Here is a 26,580-nt window from a genome sequence, read left to right as displayed (position 1 = left end):
CATGCCTATCGTGCCTGATGAAAAGGACTGGACCTGGGTCCTCACCCGTCCTTGCCCGGAATGCTCGTTCGATGCCTCCACGGCCACACCGTCCACCGTCCCTGGCAGTATCGGGAGCCTGCTCCCCCGCTGGCGCGCCGTGCTGCGGCGGCCTGACGTGGCCGAGCGTCCTGACGACCACACGTGGTCCGCTTTGGAGTACGCCTGCCACGTCCGCGACGTGTTCAGCCTTTTCGACCAGCGGCTAAACCTCATGCTTGACTCGGACGACGCACGGTTCGACAACTGGGACCAGGACCAGACCGCCATCGACAAGGACTACGCCAGCGCCGACCCCGCGGTAGTCAGTGCCGAGCTTACGGCTGAAGGACAGCAGGCGGCTGAATCATTCGCGGCCGTCCGTGAATCGGAGTGGGGACGCAAGGGGCTGCGCAGCAACGGCTCGGAGTTCACCGTACTGACGCTTTCCCAGTACTTCCTGCACGACGTGGTCCATCACCTTCACGACGTGGACGGCTGATCCCCCGCCCACGACGCCACAAGGTGGTCACCCTGGTGCTCTGAACGGGCATGCCCTTCGCTTGCTTCTCCGGTAGCGGGCGCAAGCACCAGTCGCGCATCCTCTGCCCGGATGTCGGCCGGGTTGTGCGTCACCAGCACCACGGTGCGGTGGCGCAGTCCCTGCCGCAGGTCCGCCAGCATGGCCCGGGCCGACTCTGCGTCCAGGTGGGCCGTTGGCTCATCCAGCAGGATCACCTCGGCCCCGGTCATCAGCGTTCGGGCCACGGCCAAGCGCTGCCGCTCCCCACCGCTGAGGAACGCCCCGCCCGGACCGATTCGTGTGTCCAGGCCCGAAGGGAGCCGCTCCAGCAGGCCGGCCAGGCCCACCGACGCCAGCGCAGCTGTCATATCGCTGTCGACATCTTTCCCGCTTCCGGTTGTTCCATCCCCTGAGCCGGGCCTGCCCAGCAGCAAGTTCCCCCGGATGGTGGAATCAAACAGGTGCGCTTCCTGCGGGCACCAGGCAGCCCGCCCGGTCACGCCCACCCGTCCGGCGGCAACCGGCAGGAAGCCGAGCAGCACCGACAGCAGCGTGGACTTCCCCGACCCCGATGGGCCGGTGACGGCCAGCCACCTCCCCGGTTCCGCCACGGCGTCCAGGCCGGAGAAGACTGGAGCACCGCCCGGCCAGGCTGCTGAGAGGCCAGCCAGTTCGACGCCGGGACGGCCGCCCGGGCGGGCAGGAACAGTCTGCAGGCCATCGCCAGTGGCCCCCGGAACATGGTCCCGCATGCTGGGGTCCCGGGTGTCCGCGTCCAGTGCCCCGGACGCAGCCACGCGCTGCATCACGGTCCGCAGTGCAGGGAACTGGCGCACCGCCGTCGTCATTGCTGCGAACGGCTCCACCAAAGCCAGGAGCAGCAGGACCACCACGGCCGCCGTCGCCGGCGCGAGCTGGCCGTCGAGCACCGCCGGACCCGCCAGCAGGGCGGCACCCAGGGCGGCGGCACCGCACGCTGCGGTGGTGATGGCCTGTCCCAGCCCGTCTGCCCAGGCCGAACGCCGGGAAGCCTTGGTGGCCTCGCGGTCCTGGGCCTGCAATTCGTTGAGGACGCGGGGAGCTGCGCCGTTGGCGTGGAGCTCGGCACGGGCGTCAAGGGCTGCGGAAACCCGGCGCAGGACCCCGGAGCGGAGGAGTTGCTCGGCGGTGGCGGACTTGCGGTCGCCCCAGAGTGCGGCTGCCGGAGCGAGCAGGAGGCTGGCCACGCTGGCGGCGATCACGGCAGGAAGCGCGGCAGGCACCAGCAAGGACGTGGTGACCAGGGCCAGAACTGAAACCGCGAGCGCTGTGACCGGCGGCAGGACAACGCGCGGCAGGAGGTCGCGGACGGTATCGACGTCGTCAATCACCGTTCCGAGGACGTTGCCGCCCTGCAGCAGGCGGCGGAGCGGCAGCGCCCGCCGGCTCAGGGACTCCCACAGCCTGCCCCGCAACTGCGTGAGGGCAGCAAACACGGCATCGTGCAGGATGAGCCGCTCACAGTACCGGAGCACGGCGCGGCCGATTCCGAAGAACCGCACGCCAACGATCGCGGTCAGCAGGTACAGGATGGGCGGCTGCTCGCTGGCGCGGATAATGAGCCAGCCGGACAGCCCGGACAGCGCGACCGCGAACACCGCTGCGAGGGTGCCCACCAGGGCTGCGGCGGCGAACGTGCCCCGCACGGGCGCCAAGAGTGCGGCCAGCAACCGGGCGGCACCGTGTTTGCCTGCACCGTGCTCTCTGCCGCTTGCAGCCGGAGCTTCTGTAGAGCCCGGCCTATCCCCCGCAGGGAAATGGGGCACAGCAGGTGCCGGCGCGTTCCCGCTCACACTATGCGGGAGCGATTCCGCACCATCCGCGGGGTGTCCGGCAGCCGCGACCGCGCGGCTGGGACCGCCCACCTGCCCGCCCACCGGCACCAGGTGTTCCGCGAGGGCACGGGTGCGCTCCTCGTGCGCCACCAGGATGACAGTCACCTTTCCCCGGAGCTTCCTGATGGTGTCTTCCACCAATGCCGCCGATACATCATCCAGGTGCGCCGTGGGCTCATCCAGCAGCAGGACGGTGGCGCCGGCCTCGATCCGTGCCAGGCCGCGCGCCAGGGCCACACGGCGCAACTCTCCCGGGCTTAGTTCCGCAGGGTGTTTCGCAGCAAGGTGTCCGGCTGCAGCACGGACCAGGCAGGCGCGGGCAGCAGCTTCCGCTCCCTGGCGCCTGTGTTCAACTGTTTCGATGCCGGAACCGCCCGACAGGTAGAGCACGATCTCGTCGAGTACCGTCTCTGCCACCATCACCGGATGCTGCGGAACCCAGGCAATTTTGGTGCGGTCCAGGCCCGTGATGGTGCCGCTGACCGTGGTGCCCGCTCCATGGCCGACGGTCCCGGCCAGTATGCCCAGCACCGTGCTTTTGCCGGCGCCGCTGGGTCCGTCCAGCGCGGTGATCCTGCTCTGCGGTGCGGTGAAACTGAGCGGTCCGACGGCGGGCAGGGACCGTCCTTGGTAGCTCACGGTGAGGCCGCTGACGGTAATGGGCGCGCCAGGCCTGCCGGCCGGGGCTGTCCGAAGCGGCTGCGGCTCCGGCGCATCAGTCACTGCAGTTGTTTCGGCGAGCGCCACCCGGCCGTCGTCACTGGCATGGTGGGCCGTGCCCAGTTCACGCAGCGGCAGGTAGCACTCCGGTGCGAGGATCAGGGCCAGCAGGCCGGCCTCCAGCGGCATGTCGCCGTGGACGAGCCGGACACCGATGAAGACAGCCACCACGGCCACGGAGATGGTGGCGATGAGCTCCAGGGCCAGCGCCGAGAGGAATGCAGTCCGCAGTGTTCCCATGGTGCGGGCACGGTATTCCTCGGAGATTTCCTCGAGTGCCCTGCGCTGGGCGGTGGCGCGGCCCAGGCCCACCAGGACCGGCAGTCCCTTGGCGAGTTCGAGCATGTGGGTGGAGAGCCTGGCGAGGGACGCCTGTGCCTCGCGGACGTTGTCCTCGGTGTACCGGCCGATCAGCACCATAAACAGCGGCACGAGCGGAACGGTCAGGACGATGACTACTGCACTCACCCAGTCGGCGAAAAGGATGCGGGCCCCCACCAGGAGCGGGATGGCCGCGCAGTTCACGAGTGCGGGCAGGAACTGGGTGTAGTAGCTGTCCAGCGCATCCAGCCCTCGGGTGGCAAGCACTGCCAGTCCGCCGTCGGCCGGCCCCGTGCCGCGGACGCCGTTGCGCAGCGCCCTTTCCAGCAAACCGGAGCGCAGCTCCTCCTTGATGCCCAAGGCAGCGCGGCGGGATGCCACTGCCTGCCCCCACACGGTGAGGGACCTCAGCACCACTCCCGCCATGCCGACTGCCATCTGGTCCGCCCAGGCCGGGTTTCCCGCCGCGAGTCCGGCGAGAGCCGAGGCGACAGCCTGCCCGATCAGGACCAGCGACAACGCCTTGAGGGCGGCGAGGAGTCCCAGCCAGTACATGGCTGAACGGGTGGCGGGTCCGGGCGGGAAAGTTGGACGCATGTCAGTCCTTGGTGGTGAAGGCCTTGGCGGCGATGGCCGGCAGGAAGCTGTGGGCTTCCGGAATGTGCGCGGCACTGACCCGCCTCCGGAACACCCAGTAGGTCCAGGCCTGGTAGGCGATGACCAGGGGCAGGCCGAACGCTGCCACGACACTCATAAGGCCCAGAGTGTAGTCGGAGGAGGAAGCGTTGGAAATGGTCAGGTCAAAAGCTTCATTCAGCGTGGAAGGCAGCACCACAGGGAACACAGCGCCAAAGATGGACGCCGAACCCAGCGCCAGGAAAGCTCCCAGGGCCACGAAGGCCTTGCCCTCCGCCCCCTTGCGGGCCATGGCCCAGGCTGCAGCCGCTGCAGCAACCGCCAGCACGATCAGCGCCCAGGTCCAGGCCTTGCCGTCGAGGAACTGGATGCTCAGGGCCCAGCCTGCGATGGGCAGGAGCAGGACGGGAAGCAGCCGGACAAACCACTTCCGCGCACGGTGCCGCACGGCGCCGTCGGTCTTCAGTGCCAGGAAGGCGAGGGCGTGTACCAGCGAGAATCCGACGACGGCGAGTCCGCCCAGCACCGCGTAGCCGCTGAACCAGGCGAGGGGCCCGCCTTCACGGTCCCCGTTGGCGTTCAGCGGAAGGCCGGTGGTGGTCAGGGCCAGGGCTGCACCCACGCCGAAGGCCGCGAAGAAGGATCCCAGCGCGATGGCCCAGTCCCACCTGGCCCGCCACTGATCCGTGTCCACCTTGCCGCGGTACTCGAAGGCCACCGCCCGGAAGATCAGGGCAACCAGTACCACCAGCAGCGGAAGGTACAGGGCGGAGAACAGGGACGCGTACCAGAGCGGGAACGCGGCAAAGGTTGCACCGCCGGCGGTCAGGAGCCAGACCTCGTTGCCGTCCCACACCGGGCCTACGGTGTTGAGCAGGACGCGGCGTTCGGTGTTGTCCCGGGCGAACAGCTTCATCAGCATCCCCACACCCAGGTCAAAGCCCTCAAGGAAGAGGTAGCCGGTCCACAGCACCGCTATGGCGATGAACCAGATGGTTGGCAGCAGTTCCATTCTTCGTTTCCTCTGCTCTTCTTTGGCGGGGTCTATTGGCGCGGACTAGTAGGCGAAGGCCAGGACGTCGTCGGCGGATTTTCCGCCGCCCTGCCCGCCCGGGCCGGGGGTGGCGTCCTCGTTTTCGTCAACGGGTGCGTGGACCAGCTCCGGCATGGCCGACACCACTCCGCCCCGGATGTACTTGACCAGCAGTTTCACTTCCACCACCAGCAGTACCGCGTAGATGGCCGTCAGCGTGATGAGTGACGCCAGCAGTTCCCCGGCGGTGACACCGGGTGAGACAGCGGCCGCGGTGAACATAAAGACCTGGTCGATGCCGTTGGGATCGGGATTGGGGGCCACCACAAACGGCTGGCGGCCCATCTCGGTGAAGATCCAGCCCGCTGCGTTGGCTCCGAAGGGGGCGAGGATTCCGAAGACGGCGAGGCGCATCAGCCACCGGGATTCCGGGACGGTTCCGTTGCGGGTGAGCCAGAGGGCCACCAAGGCAGCGAGGGCGGCGAGCCCGCCGAACCCGATCATCATGCGGAAGCCCCAGTAGGTGACCTCCATGACCGGAAGGTAGTCGATTTCCTGGCCGGCACGTTCGCCGTAGATGGGGTTGTCCGGCAGGTGCGTTCCGTAGGCCTCCTTGTACTGGGGCAGGAGGCTGTTGACGCCCTGGACTTCGGTGGTGAAGTCGCCCTTGGCCAGGTAGGAAAGGATGCCGGGGACCTCGATCAGGGCCACGATGTCATCGCAGTTCTGGGAGCCGAGGTTGCCGATGCTCAGGACGGAGAAGCCGGTGCCGTCGTGGCAGGCTGCTTCTGCCGCCGCCATTTTCATGGGCTGCTGCTCGAACATCAGCTTGCCCTGGAGGTCTCCGGTGAGGGCGGTCCCGGCGAAGGAGATCATGGCCACCACTGCGCCGATGCGAAGTGACCGGATCCAGACTTTGTGGTCATTCTTGTCACGGCCGGGGATGTCCCCTGCCTCACCGGGGACCACCTTGCCGTCGGCACCCACGGTGTCGACGCCGTCGCGCCGCCTCCGCCACAGGTGGTACCAGGCAATGCCGAGCAGGAAGCCGCCGGCGACGGCGAGGGCGCCGAACAGCGTGTGGGGAACTGCAACGAGCGCGGTGTTGTTGGTGAAGACTGCCCAGGCGTCGGTCATCACGGGCCGGCCGTCAATCATCTCCACACCTACGGGGTGCTGCATCCAGCTGTTGGCGACGATGATGAAGTACGCGGAGAACACCGAGCCCACCACTGCGATCCAGAGGCACGCAAGGTGGATGCCCGGCTTCAGCTGCTTCCAGCCGAAGATCCACAGGCCCAGGAAGGTGGATTCGACAAAGAAGGCCAGGAGCGCCTCAAGGGCCAGGGGCGCACCGAAAACGTCGCCCACAAAGCGGCTGTACTCGCTCCATGCCATTCCGAACTGGAATTCCTGGACGATGCCGGTGGCCACGCCCATGATGAAGTTGATCAGGAAGAGCTTTCCCCAGAACTTGGTCATCCGGAGGTATTCAGGTTTTCCGGTACGGTGCCAGGCAGTCTGGATCACAGCCACGACCAGCCCCAGGCCGATGGTCAGCGGGACCATCATGAAGTGGTAAACGGTGGTGATGCCGAATTGCCAGCGTGCAATTTCCAGAGCGTCCAAAGCGTCCAAGGCGGTCCCTACTGTCAGCCAATGCAGGTTTTCTACGTTCTGTAGAAACTCTAACTTCTACAAAGTGTAGAACAACGCCCGCTACGGAGTAAAACGCGCTGCCGCACTCTCCGCCAAGGTCTCCAGCTGACGCGCAGGCCTCCTGTTCTACCCAATGTAGAAAGTGGCGCGGAATCGGGGTAAATTGGATCCTGTAGTTGGAATTCACGCATGACGTCACCGCAGCCCTCCGGTTGCGGTGCGGGGAAACAAAGGAAAAGTGCAATGGCTAGTCTTGGTGAACTGGAACGGGCAGTGATGGACCTGCTCTGGGCGGGCCATGAAGCAGCCACCGCGAACACCTTGCGGGACCGGCTCGCGCAGACATCGGTCGGCCAGGATGGTGCGGCCGGGCACGAGGGCAAGGAACTCGCCGTCACCACGGTGCTCACCGTGTTGTCCCGGCTGGAGAAAAAAGGCCTGGTGGAACGCGAGCGTGGCACCCGTCCACACCGCTACCAGGCAGTATCAAGCCGCGAGGACCACACCGCCGAGCTGATGCACGAAGTGCTGGGGTCGGCTCCGGACCGCGAGGCCGTGCTGGCACGTTTCATCGGGTCCGTTTCCGAAGGTGAAGCCGAGACGCTGCGCAAACTGCTTGGCCACCTCTAACGGACCATGTTCTGGGCCTCGTACCTGCTGGCGGTCCTTGCGATAGTCCTGGCGTGGCCGGTACCTATCCTCCTCTCGAGGGCGCAGTGGCCCGCGCGCTCCCCCTTTACGGCCATGCTGCTCTGGCAGGCCATCGCACTGGCCGGCGGGCTGTCCATGATCGGCGCCATGCTGGTGTACGGCCTGGAACCCATCGGCGATAACCTCATCGCCGGTCTTCGGGCGCTGGCGGGGATGGTGCTTTTCAACGCCCCCACCACCGCCTTGGGCTTCTGGCATATCTTCGCGCTGTCCGCCGCGGCACTGCTGACGGCCCACCTGGTGTTCACGCTGTTGCTGACGTATTACAAGATCGAACGCCAGCGGCGGCGGCACCGCGAGCTTCTCGCGCTCCTTGCTTCTCCTTCCACCGAAGGAACCGGGACGCTGGTCATCAACCACGATTCGCCTGTGGCTTACTGCCTCCCCGGCGGCGCGCGCTCCGTGACCGTGCTGTCCGATGGCTTGATGGCAGCCCTTGAGCCGGCTGAACTCCGCGCGGTGCTGATCCACGAAAACGCCCACCTGAGCCAGCGGCACCACCTGTTGCTGTGGGCTTTCGCCGCCTGGCGCCAGGCACTTCCCTGGCTGCCCACCACCCGCCTCGCCCAGGAGTCAGTCAACTCCCTGATCGAAATGCTGGCCGACGACGTCGCGCTCAAAACCGAAAGCAAGGCCACGCTTATCAAGGCCATCGCCATCGTGGCCAGCGGTTCGGCAGCGGCTGCCGGTGACGTGGAAATTCGTTCCGGCGCCCCAAGCCTGGCCCTGGCCGGGTTGGATTCCGCGGGGGGAACATCCGGCTCGGATTCGGCCCGCACCACCGCGTCACGGGTCAGCCGGCTGCTCTCCCCGCAGCCGGAGCTGCCCTCCACCATCCGCAGCCTGGTGCTGGCAGGCTGTCTCCTCCTGTTGGCCCTGCCCACGGCCCTTCTGGTGGTGCCGGGCCTGCTGGGCTGACGCCCGCCGTCGTACTGCCTGAAACAGCCTCCTGCACGCGCCTGCGGGCGCGGCCCCACGTGCCGTCAGGCGTCGATGCGCTCCCGGTCCAGGCTTGCAGCGCCGGCGATGATGAAATCCTTGCGCGGCGAAACATCCGAGCCCATCAGCAGGTCAAAGATCTCCTCCGCCTGCTTGGCGTTCTCGATCCCTACTTTGCGGAGGGTACGGTGCCGGGGGTCCATGGTGGTCTCGGCCAGCTGTTCAGCGTCCATCTCACCCAGGCCCTTATAGCGCTGGATGGGTTCCTTGTACCGCTTGCCCTCCTTCGCAAGCCGCGCCAGCAACACGTGCAGCTCGGCTTCGGAGTAGGTGTAGATCATCTCGTTGGCCTTCTGGCCCGCGTTGATGACTTCCACCCGGTGCAGCGGCGGCACCGCGGCAAAGACCCGGCCCTCGTCGATCATTGGCCGCATGTAGCGGAAGAAAAGGGTGAGGAGCAGCGTGCGGATGTGCGCGCCGTCCACGTCCGCGTCCGTCATCAGGATGACCTTGCCGTAGCGGGCGGCGGCGATGTCGAAGCTGCGTCCGGACCCTGCCCCCACCACCTGGATGAGGGCCGCGCATTCGGCGTTGGAAAGCATGTCCCCCACCGAGGCTTTCTGGACGTTCAGGATCTTGCCGCGGATGGGCAGCAGGGCCTGGAAGTCCGAGGACCGCGCCAGCTTGGCGGTTCCCAGCGCCGAGTCGCCTTCCACAATAAAGAGTTCGGAACGTTCGACGTCGTCCGTGCGGCAGTCAGCGAGCTTGGTGGGCATGGACGAGGTTTCCAGCGCGTTCTTGCGCCGCTGCGTTTCCTTGTGCACGCGAGCCGAGATGCGGGATTTCATCTCGTTGACGATTTTTTCCAGGAGCAGGGCGGATTGTGCCTTGTCGTTCCTGTTGGCGGAGGTGAGCTTGGCGTTGACCTCGCGCTCTACGACCTTGGCCACGATCGCCCGAACGGCAGAGGTGCCCAGGATCTCCTTGGTCTGCCCTTCGAACTGCGGCTCAGCGAGGCGGACGGTCAGGACGGCGGTGAGGCCGGCGAAGATGTCGTCCTTTTCGATTTTGTCGTTGCCGGCCTTGAGTTTGCGGGCGTTGTTTTCCACGGCCTTGCGGAAGGTCTTGACGAGGGCCTGCTCAAAACCGGACTGGTGCGTTCCGCCCTTGGGCGTGGAGATGATGTTGACGAAGCTCCGGACGGTGCTGTCGTAGCCGATCCCCCACCGCAGCGCCACATCGACTTCACAGTCGCGCTCCACCTCGGCGAGCTGGCTGTGCCCCCGTTCATCCAGCACGGGAACCGTCTCCTTGAACTTTCCGGAGCCGTGCAGCCGCCATACATCGGTGACGGCGGGATCGGCGGCAAGGAACTCAACGAATTCGGAGATTCCGCCGTCGTGGTGGAAGACCTCCTCATGGGCTCCAGACTCGCCGGGCGTCCCCGGGACTTTGCGCTCATCGCGGACCGTCAGTTTGAGGCCGGGCACCAGGAAGGACGTCTGCCGGGCCCTCGCGGCGAGTTCCTCGTAGGAAAACTTTGCGTCCGGGGTAAAAATCTGCCGGTCTGCCCAGTAGCGGATCCTGGTTCCCGTGACGCCCCGCTTGGCCTTGCCCACCACGTCCAGCACCGAGTCATCCACGAACGCCGTGAACGGGGCGGCCGGATCAATTTTGGACCCGGTGTCCTTAAAGCGCCCGGGCTCGCCCCGGCGGAAGGACATTTTGTACGTTTTTCCGCCCCGGTCCACCTCAACATCGAGGCGGGAGGACAGTGCGTTGACCACGGAGGCGCCCACACCGTGCAGGCCGCCGGAAGCAGTGTACGAACCGCCGCCGAACTTGCCGCCCGCATGGAGCTTCGTAAAGACCACCTCGACACCGGTAAGCCCTGTTTTCGGTTCCTTGTCGATGGGGATGCCGCGGCCGTCGTCGTGGATCTCCACGGAGTTGTCCGCGTGCAGGATGATCTTGATGTCGTGGCCGAATCCGGCCAGCGCCTCGTCCACGGAGTTGTCGATGATCTCCCACAGGCAGTGCATCAGGCCGCGGGAGTCAGTGGAACCGATGTACATGCCCGGGCGCTTGCGGACGGCTTCGAGGCCTTCCAGTACAGACAGGTGCCGGGCAGTGTAATCAGAACTTGGTGCCACTGGTGATGAACTCCTTCAGGGACGGAACAGCGGGCTGGGATCGCTCTTCCAAGGGTAGTCGGCCCGGCCCGGCAGTACCGACTGCCACACCTGCCGGGGCGTGTGCGCCACGCCACGTGGCACCCCTCGAGGGGCTGTGGCGCGATCTTGATCCATTCTTGCGGCTACGCGCACAGCGAACTTGTCCCATCCTTGCGATGGTTTTGTTACGAATGCTGGTTATATAGACGTACTGATCTACTAAGGAGGCCGACATGACAACAGCAGTGGCAGACCGCACACTCAACGCACTGGACAGGTGCGATCGTTGCGGAGCCCAGGCATATGTCCGGGTTGTACTGGAGTCCTCCGGTGGTGAGCTTCTTTTCTGCGGCCACCACGCCCGTGCAGTTGAGGCAACGCTCAAGCCCTTGAGCTCCGACTGGCACGATGAGACGGGGAAGCTTCACGAGAAGGCTGCCGTAGAAATCGACTAGCTTGGCTGAAGCTGTTGGGACCTCACCGAAAGGTGGGGTCCCAATCTTTTTAAGTTGGTTCAAGCAAAAAGCGGCCCGCCGGGAACCGTGCCCGCTACGGGCACGGTTCCCGGCGGGCCGCTTGTGGTGAGTGCTGCTTCTAGTCCAGGTAGTCCCGCAGCACCTGCGACCGCGAGGGGTGGCGGAGCTTGGACATGGTCTTGGATTCGATCTGGCGGATACGCTCGCGCGTGACCCCGTAGACCTTGCCGATTTCGTCTAAAGTCTTCGGCTGTCCGTCAGTGAGGCCGAACCGCATGGCCACCACTCCGGCCTCGCGCTCAGAGAGCGTATCCAGCACGGAATGAAGCTGCTCCTGCAGGAGCGTGAAGCTCACGGCATCCGCCGGCACAACAGCCTCGGAGTCCTCGATCAGGTCACCGAACTCGGAATCGCCGTCCTCGCCCAGGGGCGTGTGGAGCGAGATGGGCTCGCGGCCGTACTTCTGGACTTCGACGACCTTTTCGGGGGTCATGTCCAGTTCGAGCGCCAGCTCTTCGGGCGTAGGTTCACGGCCGAGGTCCTGCAGCATCTGGCGCTGGACGCGGGCCAGCTTGTTGATGACTTCAACCATGTGCACCGGAATACGGATGGTGCGGGCCTGGTCGGCCATGGCACGCGTGATCGCCTGGCGGATCCACCAGGTGGCGTACGTGGAGAACTTGAAGCCCTTGGTGTAGTCGAACTTCTCCACTGCACGGATCAGGCCGAGGTTGCCTTCCTGGATCAGGTCCAGGAACAGCATGCCGCGCCCGGTGTAACGCTTGGCCAGCGAGACCACGAGGCGGAGGTTGGCTTCCAGCAGGTGGTTCTTGGCGCGCTTGCCGTCATGGATGATGAATTCAAGCTCGCGCTTGTACTTCGGATCCATCGAGCCGTCGTCAGCAGCGATCTTCTCTTCTGCAAACAAGCCGGCTTCGATCCGGAGCGCAAGGTCCACTTCCTGCTCGGCGTTGAGCAGTGCGACCTTACCGATCTGCTTCAGGTAGTCCTTAACAGGGTCGGCGGTAGCTCCGGCGGACATGACCTGCTGGACAGGTGCGTCGTCGTCATCTGCGTCGGAGTAGACGAAGCCCTTGCCGGAGCCGGCGGCTCCCTTGACGGGATCGGCCTCGGCGTCCTCCTCAACAACATCAGGGCCTTCGAGGATGATCTCATCGAGGTCTTCCTCGACTTCTTCGACGTCATCGGCGTCCGTGTCACCGGCCGATTTGCCGGCCGCTTCAGCAGCAGCCTTCGCGCCGGGTTTGGGCCCGCGCTTCTTGGGCTCACGCTTGCCGTCCGCACCAGCTTCACCGGCAGAAGCCTTGTTGGCTGCCCGCGTGGCGGCCCGCTTGGCGTTTGTTGCAGCCTGCTTCTCCTCGGCGGACAGTTCGTCCTGGGCGGCGGGGTCCTTCTTCGTGGAAGACGGGGTCACAGAAAACCTTTCTAGCGGTGGTCTGTGGAATCGCCATACGGGCAACACCACTATGACCCTGTCAAGTCCGTGGTGAAAACCAAGCGCCACCACGGCCGGCAGAGTCTATAAATAGAACTGCCGGAGCGGCCGTAATGTTCCCATACAGCGGTCATTACAAGCACTCGATACACGGACCCAACCGGGTCTCGGCCTCCATTGTCTCACGATTTCCCGGAATAGGGCCTAACCCGCCATTTCCTGCCGTCTTCGCCTTCAGGCGGCTTCCGGTCCGAATTTCTGCCAGGCAGCCTCCTTCCGCGCCGCCCAGCCGCACAACGTACCCCGGCGGACCAATTCAAGCAGCAACTCTGCAAGCCGGTACCCGGGCTCGATGTCGAGCGCCTCCCCCAGGTACGCCGCCGAATACGAGCCCCGACCTCGGCACCACGCGATCCAGCCCCTCCCCGTCAAGGCAGCCGCGGCCGGTGGCCCGCCCATCGCGGCGAGGTGCTCCAGGACGAGGTCGAGGGCGTCAAGGCTGTGCCATTGGGGAACGGCCGGCTCCTGCCCCATCAGGACGTTTCCGTAGCCGGGAGTACCATCCTGGCCGCCGGACATCAGGAAGCCTTCCCCGCACTGGTCCGGTAGCGCGAAGGACGGAAAAGCGGTGCCATCCGCTGCGGATGGCACTTCTTCCGGCCCGGCCTGTTCTGCCCCGGGCGCCATCGGCCCCGGCTGTGCGTCCTGGCTGAAAATTCCGAACTCTTCAGCCCCGGCTGCAGCGGCTGTTTTCCCCGCCGCCGCCATAACGAGGACGGCGTCCCGCCAGGCGGGCACCAGGAGCGTGGCCCGCAGGAAAGCGTCACGGTGTACCGACGGGCGTTGCAGGTCCCCGGCCGGGCGGGCCAGTACCGCCTCCCACTGGCCGAGCACCGCGGCAAACTGCGGCCGGCTCTGCCGCCGAAGGTCCAGCTGGGCCGACCACTCGGCCTCCGCTTCCAGCACAGCGGCGCGGTGGAGGGCAGAAACAGGGCCGGCCGGCTGCCGCTGTTCCGGGGCCGGTCCAATGCTGCTTCCCCGGTACACCATCTCGGTGTTGAGCAGGCTGTCGTGGATTTCCTGGATGGGGCGCCCTGGCAGCGGGCAGCATAAAACATCCAGGCACCAAACCTCCCGCCAGAAATCATCCCCGATGTACCAGGCTTCCCGGACTGGCATCCGCGCCCTTTGCAGCATGGAGTCCAGGCCGGCCAGCAAACCGTCGTACCGCGACTGCGGCGCCGCGCCGCCGTTGCTGGTGAAGATCGCCAGCAGTGTGCCGTCAGCCTCCTTGTCCGCCTCGAGATAGCGCCGGACGGCCCGCAGGAATTTTGCCGGATTGGCAAGGACGTCCGGCCCGGGAAGATCCAGCCGCAAGGTGGCCCCCACCCTTTTGCCCTGCAATGTGATGGCCACGAGGCTCTGCGCCGGCCAGTATCCCAACGAGTGGGGAATGAAACCCAGTATGTCTTCCGGGCCGCGGACTGTGAGCCGTTCTGGAGATGTCATGGCTCCAGCATTCGCCGGCCAGGGGTCACTCGACAGTAAGGGCCGCAGCTATGTGGAAACCGCCGCTGTGCAGCCGGCCCTGTGGAGGACCAGTCAGTCGTCTGAAGCGGCCGCCTTGCTGCGCCGGGCCAGGTGTTCGCGCCGCTGGCGGGCCAGCGCGCTGCGCAGCGGCGGGACCACAACACCCTGGGCAGCCATCTGCCGCCGTACCTTCCGGCGGCAGACCAGCATTGCTGCGGCCCCAAAGCCGAGCAGCAGGAACTGGACACTGAGTGCGATCCGGAACGGGTCCAGCCCGTACAGGACTCCGTTGGAGAACCCGCTGGCGTACAGCACGTCCAGCACCAGGCCGATCAGGAAGATCGCGATCAGCGCGGCGATGAAGCCGCCCACGTTGACGATGCCCGTCGCGGTGCCAATGCGGTGCGCGGGGTTGAAGGTGCGGGCGAAGTCGAAGCCGATCATCGAGCCGGGCCCACCGATGGCGAGCACCACCACGAGGCCGGCCAGCAGCCACAACGGTGAACGCCCCGGAGTCAGCAGCACGGCTGCCCAGGCTCCGGCGGTGGCAGCGGCGATCAGCAGGACCATGGTTGAACGCCGCAGCGGGTGGCGGGAAACGAAGCGGCCGATGAACGGCCCCACTGCCATGGCTGTTGCCACGTAGAGCGCCATCAGGGCGGCGACTGTTCCGGCGTCGAGACCCTGCCCGGAAAGGAGGAACGGGTAACCCCAGGTCATCGCGAAGACAGTACCGCTGAACTGGATGGTGAAGTGGCTCCACAGTCCCAGCCTGGTCCCCGGCTGGCGCCAGGCGCGGGCCAGCGAGGCTCCTGTTGCCTTCAGGCCTTGCTGTGCCTGCGGCCGCTGGGTGCCGGGCGGCACGTCCTGCAGGAGCAGCAGGACCAGGACGACGGCGAGTCCCGACATCCCTGCCAGCATCAGGAACGCCGGGGTCCAGCCCGCCGCGTGCAGCACGAAGGCGAAGGGAATGACACTGAACAGCTGCCCCAACTGGCCGGACATACCCGTCAACTGGGTCACGAGCGGCACCCGGGCGGGCGCAAACCAGAGCGGGATCAGGCGGATCACCGAGATAAAAGTCATCGCGTCCCCGGCGCCCACCAGGACCCGTCCGGCTACACCTCCGGGAATACTGTCGGCGAACGCCAGCTGGAGCTGGCCCAGGCCCATCAGGACGGCACCGCCGGCGATCATGGCGCGTGAGCCGAACCGGTCCACCAGCAGGCCCACGGGAATCTGGAGTCCTGCATAGACCAGCAGCTGGAGGACGGTAAAGAACGAGATGGCGGACGCGCTGGCGTGGAAACGCTCGGTGGCCTCCAGGCCCACCACGCCAAAGGACGTGCGCTGTGAAACCGCCACAAGGTACCCGAAGATACCAACGGTCCAAATCAGCCAGGCGCGGGGTGCAGTCACCCCTTCATTATGCCCGGACAGCCGTGGCCACCCCGGCAGCAGCGGGTTCCGCTACTGGCCGGGGTTCTCGCGGGCGAGGTAGGCCTCGACGGCAGCGCCGAGGACATCCGCATTGGGAAGCTCGTCATTTTCGTCCGCAAGGAGCGAGCGGCGGACCGTGCCTTCGGCCTTTTCGTCGTACCGGGATTCGAGGCGCGACACAACCTGCTGGACATCCTCCGAGGCATCAATCTGCTCGGCGATCTGGCGGCTGACTTCGCGGCCGGCTTCCCGAAGCCTGTCCGAGGGCAGCATCAGCGAAGTGGCTGCACCCAGGTATTCAAGTCCTGCGACGGCGGCGGTGGGATATTCCGCCTCGGCAAGGTAGTGCGGCACGTGGATGACATAGCCGGCGACGTTGCGGCCGGCCTCCACCAGGCGGAGCTCCAGGATGTGGCCCACCGCTGCGGGGACCTCCACCGTTGGCTTCCAGACCGAGATGCCCTCGATCAGTTCGGGCCTGTTGCCGTGCACCGTCACGCCCACCGGACGCGTGTGGGGCACCGGCATGGGAATGGAGTGGATCCAGGTGACCAGGTTGACGTCCAGCTTCTCCACGATGCCCACCACTGCCCGCGCGAACCGTTCCCACTGCAGGTCGGGCTCGAACCCTGCCAGCAGCAGGAAGGGATTGCCCAGGCCGTCGATAAGCCGGTAGAGGGCGAGCGTCGGCTCCTGGTAATCCTGCAGGTGGTCCTCGACGAACGTCACGTGGGGCCTGCGCGACCGGTAGTCGATGAGCTGGTCAGCATCGAAGACTGCAACCGGCTCGGCGTCGAGCGTGTCCAGCAGTTCAGCGTTGATTTGCTTCACTACGTGACCGGCATCGGCGAACCCGGTGAAGCCCATCACCAAATCCAGCCCGCGGAGTTCAGGGCTGTGGAACAGCTCAATGTTGCTCGCGTAGAGCGCGTCGGGGTCCAGCAGGGAGCCGGAGATCCGTTCAAGCACGGCATGTTCCTTTCATAGGTGCGGGTGGACATCTTCTACAACGCCGCAGGGCAGCCGCACATTCCTGCGGCCGGTGTGGCGCACCTCTCAGGAAATACACCGGCGCGGGCGGGGACGGGCTACGATCGGAACTGGCCTGCCAGACGGGCTTGCAGACACCCGGACTGCGTCCCGAACGATAGCATCCGGGCAACCATGGCAGAGCGCCGAACATGCATCCTGCCCGAGCATCTCTCGAGAATTGAGGACTGATCCCTGTGGTCAAGAATACTGAAATCAACCTTAGTACCCTCCCAAGGGACCTGAAGAAGAGCCCCAGTGACGCAGTGGTCATCGGCGTGGGAAAGGGCACTGACGGGCCCGTCCTCCTGGACAACCCGCTGACCGCAAAGAGTGCAGAGGCCCTGGCGCAGTCCCTCAAGTCCCTGGGCGTCACCGGTGCCGCGGACCAGATCGTCCGACTCCCGGGCCTTCCGGAGACGGGCGCCGGAATCCTGGTCCTCGCCGGCACCGGCAAGGTCTCCGCTGCGGAACCGCTCACGGGAGAGGCCCTGCGCCGGGCGGCCGGTTCCGCTGTCCGCCAGCTTGCCGGCCTCGCAACGGTTGTCCTTGCCCTTCCGACGGCGTCAGTTGCCGACGTCGCGGCAGTCGCCGAGGGTGCCGCGCTCGGCGCCTATTCCTTCACTGAATTCCGTTCCTCGAAGGACGGGCTGAAGGATCCGGTCCGGAACGCCGTCATCTTCACGGAGTTCGCCAGCCACAAGGAGACGGACGCCGCCCTGAGGCGTGCCGGGCTGATCGGCAAGGCCGTCAACGCCACCCGTTCCCTCGTCAACCAGCCGCCCAGCCACCTTTACCCCGAAACGTTCGCTGAGGCCGCGAAGGAACTGGCCAAGGGCCTGCCCGTGAAGGTCACCGTCTGGGATGAAAAGCGGCTCGAAAAGGAAGGCTTCGGCGGCATCATGGGCGTGGGCAAGGGCTCCGCCCGCCAGCCCCGCCTGGTCAAGGTGGAATACTCCCCCGCGAAGGCAACCTCGAAGATCGCCCTTGTCGGCAAGGGCATCACCTTCGACACCGGCGGGATCTCCATCAAGCCGGCCCTCGGCATGGGCGACATGAAGAGCGACATGGCGGGCGCCGCCGTCGTCCTTAACACTGTCCTCGCCCTCGCCGGACTTGGCCTTCCGGTCAAGGCGACCGCCTGGCTCTGCATTGCCGAAAACATGCCCTCCGGCGCGGCCTCACGTCCCGCGGACGTCCTCACCATGTACGGCGGAAAGACCGTTGAGGTCCTGAACACCGATGCCGAAGGCCGGCTCGTCATGGCAGACGGCATCGTGGCCGCCAGCCGTGAGTACCCGGACGCCATCATCGACGTCGCCACCCTGACGGGCGCACAGCTGATCGCGCTCGGCAACCGCACGGCCGGCGTTATGGGCTCGGACAGCGTGACCGGCCCGCTCAAGGCCGCAGCCGACCGGGCCGGAGAACTGGTATGGCCCATGCCGCTGCCCGAGGAACTGCGCCCCAGCATCGACTCGCAGGTTGCGGACCTGGCCAACATCGGCGAACGCCACGGCGGCATGATGACGGCCGCTGTTTTCCTGCGCGAGTTCGTGGGTAAGGGCAAGGACGGGGAACAGATCCCCTGGGCCCACATCGACATCGCCGGGCCTTCCTTCAACAACGGCAGCCCGTACGGCTACACCCACAAGCAGGGCACGGGCTGCACCGTCCGGACCCTGGTGGCCTATGTAGAGGACATCCTCGCCGCCGCGGCCTGACACCGCCGGCGAAGTCCGGCCGCCACGGGTGCCCTGCGGCACGGGAATGTTCCCTGTGCCGCAGGGCCGCGTGACACTGGACACAAGCGCTCCACAAACGCGGCACCAAGGTGGAGCATGGATAAGTGGTTCGCTAAGGTGAACCACGGTAGTCACAAATGCAAGAGAACAAGCACGCTGGCATAATCACGGCAGTGCAAGTTCCAAGACCAGATGATGCGCGGAGAACGCGTCATCGTTCACGCGAGGGAGCGTTTAAGTGGCCGATCAGGCAACTGCGCAAGAATTCGACATCCTGGTACTCGGTGGAGGCAGCGGCGGATACGCCGCCGCACTGCGGGCCGTACAGCTTGGCCTTACCGTCGGCCTCGTGGAGAAGGCAAAGCTGGGCGGCACCTGCCTCCACAACGGCTGCATCCCCACCAAGGCGCTGCTGCACTCTGCAGAGCTCGCCGACCACGCCCGTGACTCCGCCAAGTACGGCGTGAACGTCACCCTCGACGGCATCGACATCACTGCCGTCAACGCGTACAAGGACGGCATCATCGCCGGCAAGTACAAGGGCCTCCAGGGCCTCATCAAGTCCAAGGGCATCACCGTGATCGAAGGTGAGGGCAAGCTCCAGGGCACCGACACCGTTGTGGTGAACGGCACCGCGTACAAGGGCAAGAACATCATCCTGGCCACCGGGTCCTACTCCCGCACCCTTCCCGGCCTGGAAATCGGCGGCAAGGTCATCACCTCCGACCAGGCCCTGACCATGGACTCCATCCCCAAGAGCGCCATCATCCTGGGCGGCGGCGTCATCGGCGTCGAGTTCGCTTCCGTCTGGAAGTCCTTCGGCGTGGACGTCACCATCGTGGAGGGCCTGCCCTCGCTGGTTCCCAACGAGGACGCCACCATCGTCAAGAACTTCGAGCGCGCCTTCAAGAAGCGCGGCATCAAGTTCTCCACCGGTGTATTCTTCCAGGGCGTTGAGCAGAACAACGACGGCGTCAAGGTCACCCTGGTGGACGGCAAGACCTTCGAAGCGGACCTGCTGCTCGTCGCCGTCGGCCGTGGCCCCGTCACCGCCAACCTCGGCTACGAGGAAGCGGGCATCACCATCGACCGCGGCTTCGTCATCACCAACGAGCGCCTCCACACCGGCGTCGGCAACATCTACGCCGTCGGCGACATCGTCCCCGGTGTCCAGCTGGCCCACCGCGGCTACCAGCAGGGCATCTTCGTGGCCGAGGAAATCGCCGGCCTGAAGCCGGTGATCGTTGAGGACATCAACATCCCCAAGGTCACCTACTCGGATCCCGAAATCGCTACCGTCGGCTACACCGAAAAGGCTGCCAAGGAGAAGTTCGGCGAGGACCAGGTGCAGACCCAGGAATACAACCTGGCCGGCAACGGCAAGAGCTCCATCCTGGGCACCTCAGGACTAGTCAAGCTGGTCCGCCAGAAGGACGGCCCCGTGGTGGGCGTCCACATGATCGGCGCCCGGATGGGCGAGCAGGTCGGCGAAGCCCAGCTGATCGTGAACTGGGAAGCCTACCCCGAGGATGTGGCGCAGCTGGTGCACGCACACCCCACCCAGAACGAGGCCATGGGCGAAGCCCACCTGGCACTCGCGGGCAAGCCGCTTCACGGCTAGTTTCGCCACGCACCACAGGGCCTGGTGCACCCGGCACGGAATGCCGGGTGCACTAGGCTTCCAACAAGGCAGCAATCATCCGCACTAAAGATCAATAAGGAGAACGGGGACGACATGTCTGAATCCGTTAACTTGCCCGCCCTCGGTGAGAGCGTCACCGAAGGAACCGTCACCCGCTGGCTCAAGCAGGTAGGTGACCGGGTAGAGGTGGACGAGCCGCTGCTCGAGGTCTCCACCGACAAAGTAGACACTGAAATCCCCTCTCCTGTAGCTGGCGTGATTGAGGAAATCCTGGTTGCCGAGGACGAGACCGCCGAGGTCGGCGCTCCCCTGGTTCGCATCGGCGACGGCTCCGGTGGCGGCGCCCCCGCCGAAGAAGCACCCGCAGCAGCTCCTGCTGAAGAAGCAGCGGCACCGGAAGCTCCCGCGCCGGCCGCCCCGGCCGAGCAGGCTCCTGCACAGGAAGCACCCGCCCAGGAAGCACCGGCAGCCGCCCAGGAGGCACCTGCAGCCGGCGGCGAGGGGCACGAGGTCACCCTCCCGGCGCTGGGCGAAAGCGTCACCGAAGGCACCGTCACCCGCTGGCTGAAGGCCGTGGGCGACTCCGTAGAGGTGGACGAGCCGCTCCTGGAAGTTTCCACCGACAAGGTTGATACCGAAATCCCGTCCCCGGTAGCCGGTACCCTTCAGGAAATCCGCGTCAACGAGGACGAAACGGCAGAGGTCGGCTCCGTCCTGGCTGTTATCGGTTCAGGCGCAGCCGCTGCCCCTGCCGAAGCACCGTCCACCGAGGCACCGGTCCAGGAAGCCCCCAAGGCTGAAGCACCCGCACCTGCCCCGCAGGCTGCACCGGCCCAGGAAGCCCCGAAGGCAGCACCGGCACCGCAGGCTGCACCCGCCCCCGCGGCAGCACCTGCCGCAGCGCCTGCCACTGCACAGCCCGCGGCCTCCAACGGCGGATCTGAATCCGGCTACGTCACTCCCCTGGTCCGCAAGCTTGCCAACCAGCACGGCGTGGACATCGCTTCGCTCTCGGGCACCGGCGTGGGCGGACGCATCCGCAAGCAGGACGTTATGGCAGCCGCTGAAGCCAAGGCCGCACCCGCCGCAGCCCCTGCAGCAGCGCCCGCCGCATCAGCACCGGCAGCGTCCAACGCCGCTGTTTCCTCACTGCGCGGCACCACGCAGAAGGCTCCGCGCATCCGCCAAGTCATCGCCCGCCGCATGCGCGAATCCCTCGAGATCTCCACCCAGCTGACCCAGGTCCACGAAGTGGACTTGACCAAGGTCGCCAAGCTCCGTGCCCGTGCCAAGAACTCGTTCCAGGCCCAGAACGGCGTCAAGCTGACCTTCCTCCCGTTCATCGCCAAGGCCGTGGCCGAGGCACTCAAGCAGCACCCCAAGCTCAACGCTGCCTACGACGAGGACAAGCAGGAAATCACTTACCACAACGCCGAGCACCTGGCGATCGCCGTCGACACCGACAAGGGCCTGCTGGTCCCGGTCATCAACGACGCCGGCAACCTGAACCTCGCCGGCCTGGCCGGCAAGATCGCCGACGTTGCAGGCCGCACGCGTGACGGCAAGATCGGCCCGGACGAGCTGTCCGGCGGCACGTTCAGCATCACCAACATCGGTTCGGTCGGAGCCTTGTTCGACACCCCGATCATCAACCAGCCTCAGGTGGGCATCCTGGGCACCGGCGCCATCGTGAAGCGCGCCGTGGTTGTTGCCGATGAGAACGGTGACGACTCGATCGCCATCCGCTCCATGATGTACCTGTCCCTGACGTACGACCACCGCCTGGTGGACGGCGCCGACGCCGGCCGGTTCCTCCAGACGCTGAAGGCACGCCTTGAAGAGGGCGCCTTCGAGGCAGACCTGGGGCTGTAACGCGCTAAAACGTTCGACGGCGGTGCAGGCAGCGGTGGGAGACCAGCGCAAGGCCTGCACTGCCGTCGGCGTTTAACAACCCTGCGTTTAAAACCATGGAGGCGTCGGGCCACCGACTGATCCGAAACTACTACAAGCTGTAGAACCTCTGGCTACACTGGTCCCATGAACATCGTTTATAACATTGTGGTTTTCCTGCACATCGTCGGCGCGGCCATGATCGTCGGAATCTGGATCGGGCAGATGAAAAAGCCCACCGTCCACCCCCGCCAGTTCGACGGCGCCATGACGCAGCTGCTCACCGGTGTCATCCTGATGGGCCTTATTCCAGCCCTGGACATGGACGCCAACTACGCAAAGCTGGGCATCAAGCTCGTCATTGCCGTGGTTGTCGGCGTCCTGGCCTTCATCGGACGCCGGAAGTACAAAAAGGGCGAGGCCGTCAGCCCCGGCCTCGCGCACGGCGTGGGCGGACTCGCGCTCCTGAACATCGCGATCGCCACGATCTGGCAGTAGCACTTCATCTGCATCGTACGACGGCGACGCTCCCTCTCTGCGGGGAGCGTCGCCGTCGGCGTTCTACGCCATGGTCACAATCCTCTGACAGCGGACAACCCGTGCACCCGGAGTGCCGAATCCCTAGGATGGGTAGCGGCGGGTCCAGGCACCAGCCTGCCCCGGTTCGAATCGACTTGAGGAGTGGTTATGGCAGCAACACGCACCGCGCACACAGTATGGAACGGCGACCTGATGTCAGGTTCCGGAAACACCACGCTGGACAGCTCCGGCCTGGGTACGTACGACGTCACGTGGAAGGCCCGCACCGAGGCTGCCGGCGGCAAGACCAGCCCGGAAGAACTCATCGCGGCAGCCCACTCAGCCTGCTTCTCCATGGCCTTCAGCCACGCCCTGGCCCAGGCTGGCCACGCGCCGGAGGAAGTCAACACCAAGGCTGACGTCACCTTCGTGCCGGGCACCGGCATCACCGGCAGCCACCTGACCATGTCCGCCCGGATCCCGGGAATTTCCGAAGACGAGTTCCAGAAGATCGCTGCCGAAGCCAAGGTCGGCTGCCCCGTTTCCGGCGCCCTTGCCAGCATCGACATCACCCTGGACGCCACGCTCGAGGCCTGATCCGTTTCGGGGCGCAGACGCCAAAAAGCCCTGCCTGGCCATTTCCGGCCAGGCAGGGCTTTTTCGTGCTGGTGGGGTTACTTGCCCTGGCCGCGCGGCGGGAGCGGCGCAGGGCGCAGCCGGCGGTAGCCTTCGCGTGCTGGCGGGCGGTCAGTGGGAAGCTCCTGCACCATCTCCTTCAGTGCCCCGATGCCGTATTCCAGTTGCGGATCGCGTCCGGCTGCGTAGGCGTGCGGCGGGTAGGTGACCTCAATGTCCGGGTCCACTCCGTAGTTCTCGACGCTCCAGCCCACGCCGCCGCCGAACCAGGTGGCGTACCGCGGCTGGGTGACACCCGTGCCGTCAGCCAGGGCAAACCTGTTGTCGATGCCCACCACGCCGCCCCAGGTGCGCGTTCCGATCACGGGACCGATGCCGCGCAGCTTTGACACCTGGGTGATGATGTCGCCGTCGGACCCGGCAAACTCGTCGGCCAGGATGATGACCGGCCCGCGCGGCGCGTGGTGCGGGTAAGTGCGTGGCTTCTCTGCCCGCGGCATGCTCCAGCCGGTGACTTTACGGCCGATCAGCTCAGCCACAAGCTGGGAGGTGTGCCCGCCGCGGTTGCGCCGCACATCCACGATGAGGCCGTCCAGCGCGGTTTCTGTGTCAAGATCGCGGTGCAGCTGGGCCCAGCCGTTCGCCATCATGTCCGGGATATGGAGGTAGCCGAAGGTGCCTCCCGAAGCCTCCCTGACGGTCCGCCGGTTCGAGGCAACCCATTCCTGGTACCGCAGGCGCTCCTCGTCCTTGACGGGTACGACGGCGACCCGCCGTTGCCTGCCGGCGCTGTCGCCGTGCGCTCCGCCGTTAAGGAGTGTCAGCTCCACCGGCCGGCCGGCCGCCCCCACCAGCTGCATCGCCGGGGTCACGGCCGCGGACAACGGAACGCCGTCGATTGCCAGCAGGATATCTCCGGCCTTGGCACCGACGCCCGGACGGGTCAGGGGCGACGTTGCGAGGGGATCGGATGATTCGCCGGCCAGGATGTGGGTGATCTCCCAGCCGGCCGCTGTCAGGGCAAGGTCGGCACCGAGCCGGCCCTGGCCATGGCTTCCGTTCTCCGTGACGGGTGCGGGCCGGACGTAGGCGTGCGAGGTGCCCAGTTCACCATGCAGTTCCCACAGCAGGTCCACCAGGTCGTCGTGGGAACCCAGCCGGTCCACGAGCGGACGGTAGCGCTTGTAGATGGACTCCCAGTCTTGCCCTGCCATGTCTTCAGTCCAGAAGAAGTCGCGCTGCAGGCGCCATGCCTCGTCAAAGGCCTGGCCCCACACGCTGAGCGGGTCCATCATCACCCGGACCCGGCCAAGGTCCACCTTGACCAGCTCGCCTGATTCCTCGTCAGCCTTCTTGTCTGCCGGTACAACGCTGACCTGCTTGTCGGATATCAGCACCACTTTGGTGCGGTCGCCGGAGAGCCGGAAGCTGTCCAGCGACTCCACCAGCGTGGACTGTTTCCGGCGGGCGAGGTCGAAGCGGGCAAGGCTGGGGCGGGCATCCTTGTCCTCCTGGCTGGCCTTGCCGTCGCCGGTGACTCCGGCAAGGGCCCAGTCGAGCCACAGCAATGCGCCGTCGGCTGCCTTCAGGGACGTGTAGTTGCCCTGAGGTACGGGGACGCCGATAACACGGTGGGCGAGCCCCTCCGGGTCCACCCTGACCTCCGGCGCTGCTGCCGCAGCTTCCTGCCGAGGTTCCCCGGCTCCGTCGCCTGCCCGGGCTTCCCCCGCGTCCAGATCCACAGACGGGCCGAACGGCGACGGCGTGTCAGCGGCCAGTGCCACGAGGTACGGCTTGATGGGGCTGGGGAAGGAGAGGTCAAAGGAGTGCCCGTCGTAGACGGGGTCGAAGCTGCGGTTGGAGAGGAACGCCAGGAACTTGCCGTCCGGGGTGAAGGCCGGCGAGGTGTCGCAGAAGCGGCCATCGGTAACGTCCACCAGGCCGGAACCAGGATCTGCTACCTTGGCCAGCCGGAGCCGGCTGCGGGAACCGAAGGAGGTCACGGGTTCGGACCAGACCAGCCATTGGGAGTCCGCCGACCAGGCCAGATCCGTGACGGTGCCTTCACCGATGCTGGCCACCAGCGTCAGTTCCCCGGTCCGCGTGTTGGCCGCGTACACCTCGCCGAAGGACGTACCCAGCGCGAGCCACCCGCCGTCCGGGCTGGCCTCGAGGGAGCTGGTGCGGGTGGGGCGGGGAAAGGCGATCCGGGTTGCTGCGGAGGCAGCCGCGGCGGCTGAGGGGGCGTCCTCCGGGGCGACGTCAGCCTGCTGGTCATCCCTGACGGCGGGAGCCGCACCGGCTCCTGCCAGGACCGCAGCCCCGGCGGCCGGAACGGGCTGCGGCAGGGCGACGGCGGCTTCGTCCTGTCCGGCCCCTGAAGCAGTACCGCTGCTTGGCTCTCCGGCGGGGGTGGATGTCCCCTGGGCGCTTCCCTCCGTTGTTCTGCCGGGCACCGGCGCGGCAACGTCCTTGATGTACAGCGCCTCGACTCCGTCGTGGTCCGCCACGTAGGCCAGCCGCCCGTTGCCGAGCGGCCTGGGAAGGCGGGCACGGACGCCCGGTGTTGCTTCAATGATCCGGGAAGGTCCGTCCTTGTGCCGCAGCCAGTGGATGGTGCCGTGCGCTTCGACCGCACTGGCCGCCCCGGCGCCGTCCGGGACTGCCGCGGCAAGGTGCTTGCTGGTGTTCAGCAGCGCCGGGCGCCGCGACTGGGAAGCAGAGCCCAGCGTGATGTCCAGCCGCACGGGGTCGGAACCAGGATCAGCAAGAACCCAGAGCTCACCCGCGGACTCAAAGATGATGCGCTTTCCGTCGGAAGCGGCGTGCCGGACGTAGAAATCCTCGTGATCCGTGTGCCTGCGAAGGTCCTTTCCATTCGGAAGGACCGAGTACAGGTTGCCGTACCCCTCGTGGTCGGACAGGAATGCGATGCGCCCGTCCACCCACATGGGATCAGCGAGGTTGCCGTCAAGGTCCGGCAGCAGGCGTTCAAATTCACCGTTGCCGTCGTTGTCCAGCCAGAGCTTTCCGGCGGTGCCTCCGCGGTAGCGCTTCCACCACGCGGGTTCGCGTGACAGCACGCTGCCCACTACTACCGGGCGCTCATCGCCCACTTCGGGGCCAAAGGCGACCGACTCTACGGGGCCGAAGGGCAGTTCCTCGGCCCAACCGCCCTCAAGCGGGACACTGTAGGCGTGTGTGTGGCGGCTTTCAGCCTGGCGGAAGGCGCTGGTGACCACGACGGAGCCTTTAGCAGTAAAGCCCTTCACCCGGGTGGTGCTGTGGCCGAAGTAGGTGAGCTGCCGGTAGTCGCCGCCGTCCACTGCCGCGGACACCACCTCCGGTGCTGTTCCCTGCACCACTGTCCATACCAGCCTCTGTCCGTCCGGGGTGAAGCGGGGATTGCGGGCGGGCAGCTGGAGCGAGGAGACACGCCAGGCGCGCCCTCCACCCAGGGGCGCAATCCACACGTCATCCTCGGCCACAAAAGTGACCAGATCGCCGTGCAGGTGCGGGTAACGGAAGTAGCTCGAAGAGGTCATCGTTTGATCATAGTCAACCCCCGGTTACCCCTGTTGGAGGTGCCTGCGCTGCGTCCGCCGTGGT

18 protein-coding genes are annotated in these 26,580 nt (G+C 66.2%); 9 read left to right on the top strand and 9 right to left on the bottom strand.

Annotation, left to right across the window (positions count from 1 at the left end; genetic code table 11):
• Position 1: 1 nt before the first annotated feature.
• Entirely contained in the window at positions 2–520 is a 519-nt protein-coding gene (locus G6R19_RS05385; RefSeq protein ID WP_163163130.1) for a DinB family protein, read from the top strand.
• On the opposite strand, the gene cydD is transcribed toward G6R19_RS05385, so the two are convergent.
• The 3 genes from cydD to G6R19_RS05370 are packed head-to-tail and all read right to left on the bottom strand — an operon-like array spanning position 502 to position 6,754.
• Positions 502–4,053: a thiol reductant ABC exporter subunit CydD gene (gene cydD / locus G6R19_RS05380; protein ID WP_163163128.1), complete on the bottom strand. Its 3,552-nt coding sequence runs from the start codon at positions 4,051–4,053 to the stop codon at positions 502–504. The two genes, G6R19_RS05385 and cydD, sit on opposite strands and share 19 nt — an antisense overlap.
• Before the next feature lies 1 nt (position 4,054).
• Entirely contained in the window at positions 4,055–5,104 is a 1,050-nt protein-coding gene (gene cydB / locus G6R19_RS05375; RefSeq protein WP_163163126.1) for a cytochrome d ubiquinol oxidase subunit II, read from the bottom strand.
• A 45-nt stretch (positions 5,105–5,149) separates the two neighbouring features.
• The gene (locus G6R19_RS05370) at positions 5,150–6,754 is read right to left on the bottom strand and encodes a cytochrome ubiquinol oxidase subunit I (protein ID WP_163164110.1); all 1,605 of its coding nucleotides are present in this window, start codon (positions 6,752–6,754) and stop codon (positions 5,150–5,152) included.
• A gap of 273 nt (positions 6,755–7,027) precedes the next feature.
• On the opposite strand from G6R19_RS05370, the gene G6R19_RS05365 reads away from it, so the two are divergent.
• The gene (locus G6R19_RS05365; RefSeq protein ID WP_163163124.1) at positions 7,028–7,414 is read left to right on the top strand and encodes a BlaI/MecI/CopY family transcriptional regulator; all 387 of its coding nucleotides are present in this window, start codon (positions 7,028–7,030) and stop codon (positions 7,412–7,414) included.
• Positions 7,415–7,420: 6 nt separating this feature from the next.
• Positions 7,421–8,413 carry a M56 family metallopeptidase gene (locus G6R19_RS05360; protein WP_163163122.1) on the top strand — a complete coding sequence of 331 codons (993 nt, stop codon included), beginning with the start codon at positions 7,421–7,423 and terminating at the stop codon, positions 8,411–8,413.
• A gap of 65 nt (positions 8,414–8,478) precedes the next feature.
• Here the strand turns inward: G6R19_RS05360 and G6R19_RS05355 are convergent, their stop codons facing one another.
• The gene (locus tag G6R19_RS05355) at positions 8,479–10,587 is read right to left on the bottom strand and encodes a DNA topoisomerase IV subunit B (RefSeq protein WP_163163120.1); all 2,109 of its coding nucleotides are present in this window, start codon (positions 10,585–10,587) and stop codon (positions 8,479–8,481) included.
• A gap of 254 nt (positions 10,588–10,841) precedes the next feature.
• On the opposite strand from G6R19_RS05355, the gene G6R19_RS05350 reads away from it, so the two are divergent.
• Positions 10,842–11,063, top strand: a complete 222-nt coding sequence (locus G6R19_RS05350; protein ID WP_013600696.1) for a hypothetical protein — start codon at positions 10,842–10,844, stop codon at positions 11,061–11,063.
• A 139-nt stretch (positions 11,064–11,202) separates the two neighbouring features.
• On the opposite strand, the gene G6R19_RS05345 is transcribed toward G6R19_RS05350, so the two are convergent.
• From G6R19_RS05345 to G6R19_RS05330, 4 genes are all read right to left on the bottom strand, one after another.
• A complete protein-coding gene (locus G6R19_RS05345; protein ID WP_163163118.1) occupies positions 11,203–12,519 on the bottom strand; it encodes an RNA polymerase sigma factor in 1,317 nt (438 codons plus the stop codon).
• 255 nt (positions 12,520–12,774) lie between these two features.
• The gene (locus G6R19_RS05340) at positions 12,775–14,049 is read right to left on the bottom strand and encodes a DUF4192 family protein (protein WP_163163117.1); all 1,275 of its coding nucleotides are present in this window, start codon (positions 14,047–14,049) and stop codon (positions 12,775–12,777) included.
• 93 nt (positions 14,050–14,142) lie between these two features.
• On the bottom strand, positions 14,143–15,489 hold the full coding sequence (locus tag G6R19_RS05335) for an MFS transporter (protein WP_163163115.1): 1,347 nt from the start codon (positions 15,487–15,489) through the stop codon (positions 14,143–14,145).
• A gap of 51 nt (positions 15,490–15,540) precedes the next feature.
• Entirely contained in the window at positions 15,541–16,479 is a 939-nt protein-coding gene (locus tag G6R19_RS05330; RefSeq protein WP_163163113.1) for a PAC2 family protein, read from the bottom strand.
• Positions 16,480–16,736: 257 nt separating this feature from the next.
• Between G6R19_RS05330 and G6R19_RS05325 the strand changes: the two genes are divergently transcribed.
• The 5 genes from G6R19_RS05325 (at position 16,737) to G6R19_RS05305 (ending at position 22,932) form a co-directional block, all read left to right on the top strand.
• Complete coding sequence (locus tag G6R19_RS05325) at positions 16,737–18,263, top strand: leucyl aminopeptidase (RefSeq protein ID WP_163163111.1); 1,527 nt, start codon at positions 16,737–16,739, stop codon at positions 18,261–18,263.
• A 259-nt stretch (positions 18,264–18,522) separates the two neighbouring features.
• Positions 18,523–19,905, top strand: coding sequence for a dihydrolipoyl dehydrogenase (gene lpdA / locus G6R19_RS05320; RefSeq protein WP_163163109.1), 1,383 nt, complete (start codon positions 18,523–18,525; stop codon positions 19,903–19,905).
• A gap of 114 nt (positions 19,906–20,019) precedes the next feature.
• Positions 20,020–21,798 (top strand): 2-oxoglutarate dehydrogenase, E2 component, dihydrolipoamide succinyltransferase, encoded by a 1,779-nt coding sequence (sucB, locus tag G6R19_RS05315; RefSeq protein WP_163163107.1) that lies wholly within the window; start codon positions 20,020–20,022, stop codon positions 21,796–21,798.
• Positions 21,799–21,963: 165 nt separating this feature from the next.
• The gene (locus G6R19_RS05310) at positions 21,964–22,314 is read left to right on the top strand and encodes a hypothetical protein (protein WP_163163105.1); all 351 of its coding nucleotides are present in this window, start codon (positions 21,964–21,966) and stop codon (positions 22,312–22,314) included.
• 189 nt (positions 22,315–22,503) lie between these two features.
• On the top strand, positions 22,504–22,932 hold the full coding sequence (locus G6R19_RS05305; RefSeq protein WP_163163103.1) for an OsmC family protein: 429 nt from the start codon (positions 22,504–22,506) through the stop codon (positions 22,930–22,932).
• Between the two features lie 77 nt (positions 22,933–23,009).
• Here G6R19_RS05305 and G6R19_RS05300 read toward each other — a convergent pair whose 3' ends face one another.
• Positions 23,010–26,516 carry a S41 family peptidase gene (locus tag G6R19_RS05300; RefSeq protein ID WP_163163101.1) on the bottom strand — a complete coding sequence of 1,169 codons (3,507 nt, stop codon included), beginning with the start codon at positions 26,514–26,516 and terminating at the stop codon, positions 23,010–23,012.
• Positions 26,517–26,580 lie beyond the last annotated feature (64 nt).

The organism is Arthrobacter sp. Alg241-R88 (assembly GCF_900537115.1).
Classification (GTDB): Bacteria; Actinomycetota; Actinomycetes; order Actinomycetales; family Micrococcaceae; genus Arthrobacter.
This window is presented reverse-complemented; position numbering and strand designations above follow the sequence as displayed.

Coding starts and splice junctions, on each gene's coding strand:
- G6R19_RS05385 (WP_163163130.1), top strand. CDS start 2: ATGCCTATCGTGCCTGATGAAAAGGACTGGACCTGGGTCCTCACCCGT.
- cydD (WP_163163128.1), bottom strand. CDS start 4,053: ATGCGTCCAACTTTCCCGCCCGGACCCGCCACCCGTTCAGCCATGTAC.
- cydB (WP_163163126.1), bottom strand. CDS start 5,104: ATGGAACTGCTGCCAACCATCTGGTTCATCGCCATAGCGGTGCTGTGG.
- G6R19_RS05365 (WP_163163124.1), top strand. CDS start 7,028: ATGGCTAGTCTTGGTGAACTGGAACGGGCAGTGATGGACCTGCTCTGG.
- G6R19_RS05360 (WP_163163122.1), top strand. CDS start 7,421: ATGTTCTGGGCCTCGTACCTGCTGGCGGTCCTTGCGATAGTCCTGGCG.
- G6R19_RS05350 (WP_013600696.1), top strand. CDS start 10,842: ATGACAACAGCAGTGGCAGACCGCACACTCAACGCACTGGACAGGTGC.
- G6R19_RS05340 (WP_163163117.1), bottom strand. CDS start 14,049: ATGACATCTCCAGAACGGCTCACAGTCCGCGGCCCGGAAGACATACTG.
- sucB (WP_163163107.1), top strand. CDS start 20,020: ATGTCTGAATCCGTTAACTTGCCCGCCCTCGGTGAGAGCGTCACCGAA.
- G6R19_RS05310 (WP_163163105.1), top strand. CDS start 21,964: ATGAACATCGTTTATAACATTGTGGTTTTCCTGCACATCGTCGGCGCG.
- G6R19_RS05305 (WP_163163103.1), top strand. CDS start 22,504: ATGGCAGCAACACGCACCGCGCACACAGTATGGAACGGCGACCTGATG.
- G6R19_RS05300 (WP_163163101.1), bottom strand. CDS start 26,516: ATGACCTCTTCGAGCTACTTCCGTTACCCGCACCTGCACGGCGATCTG.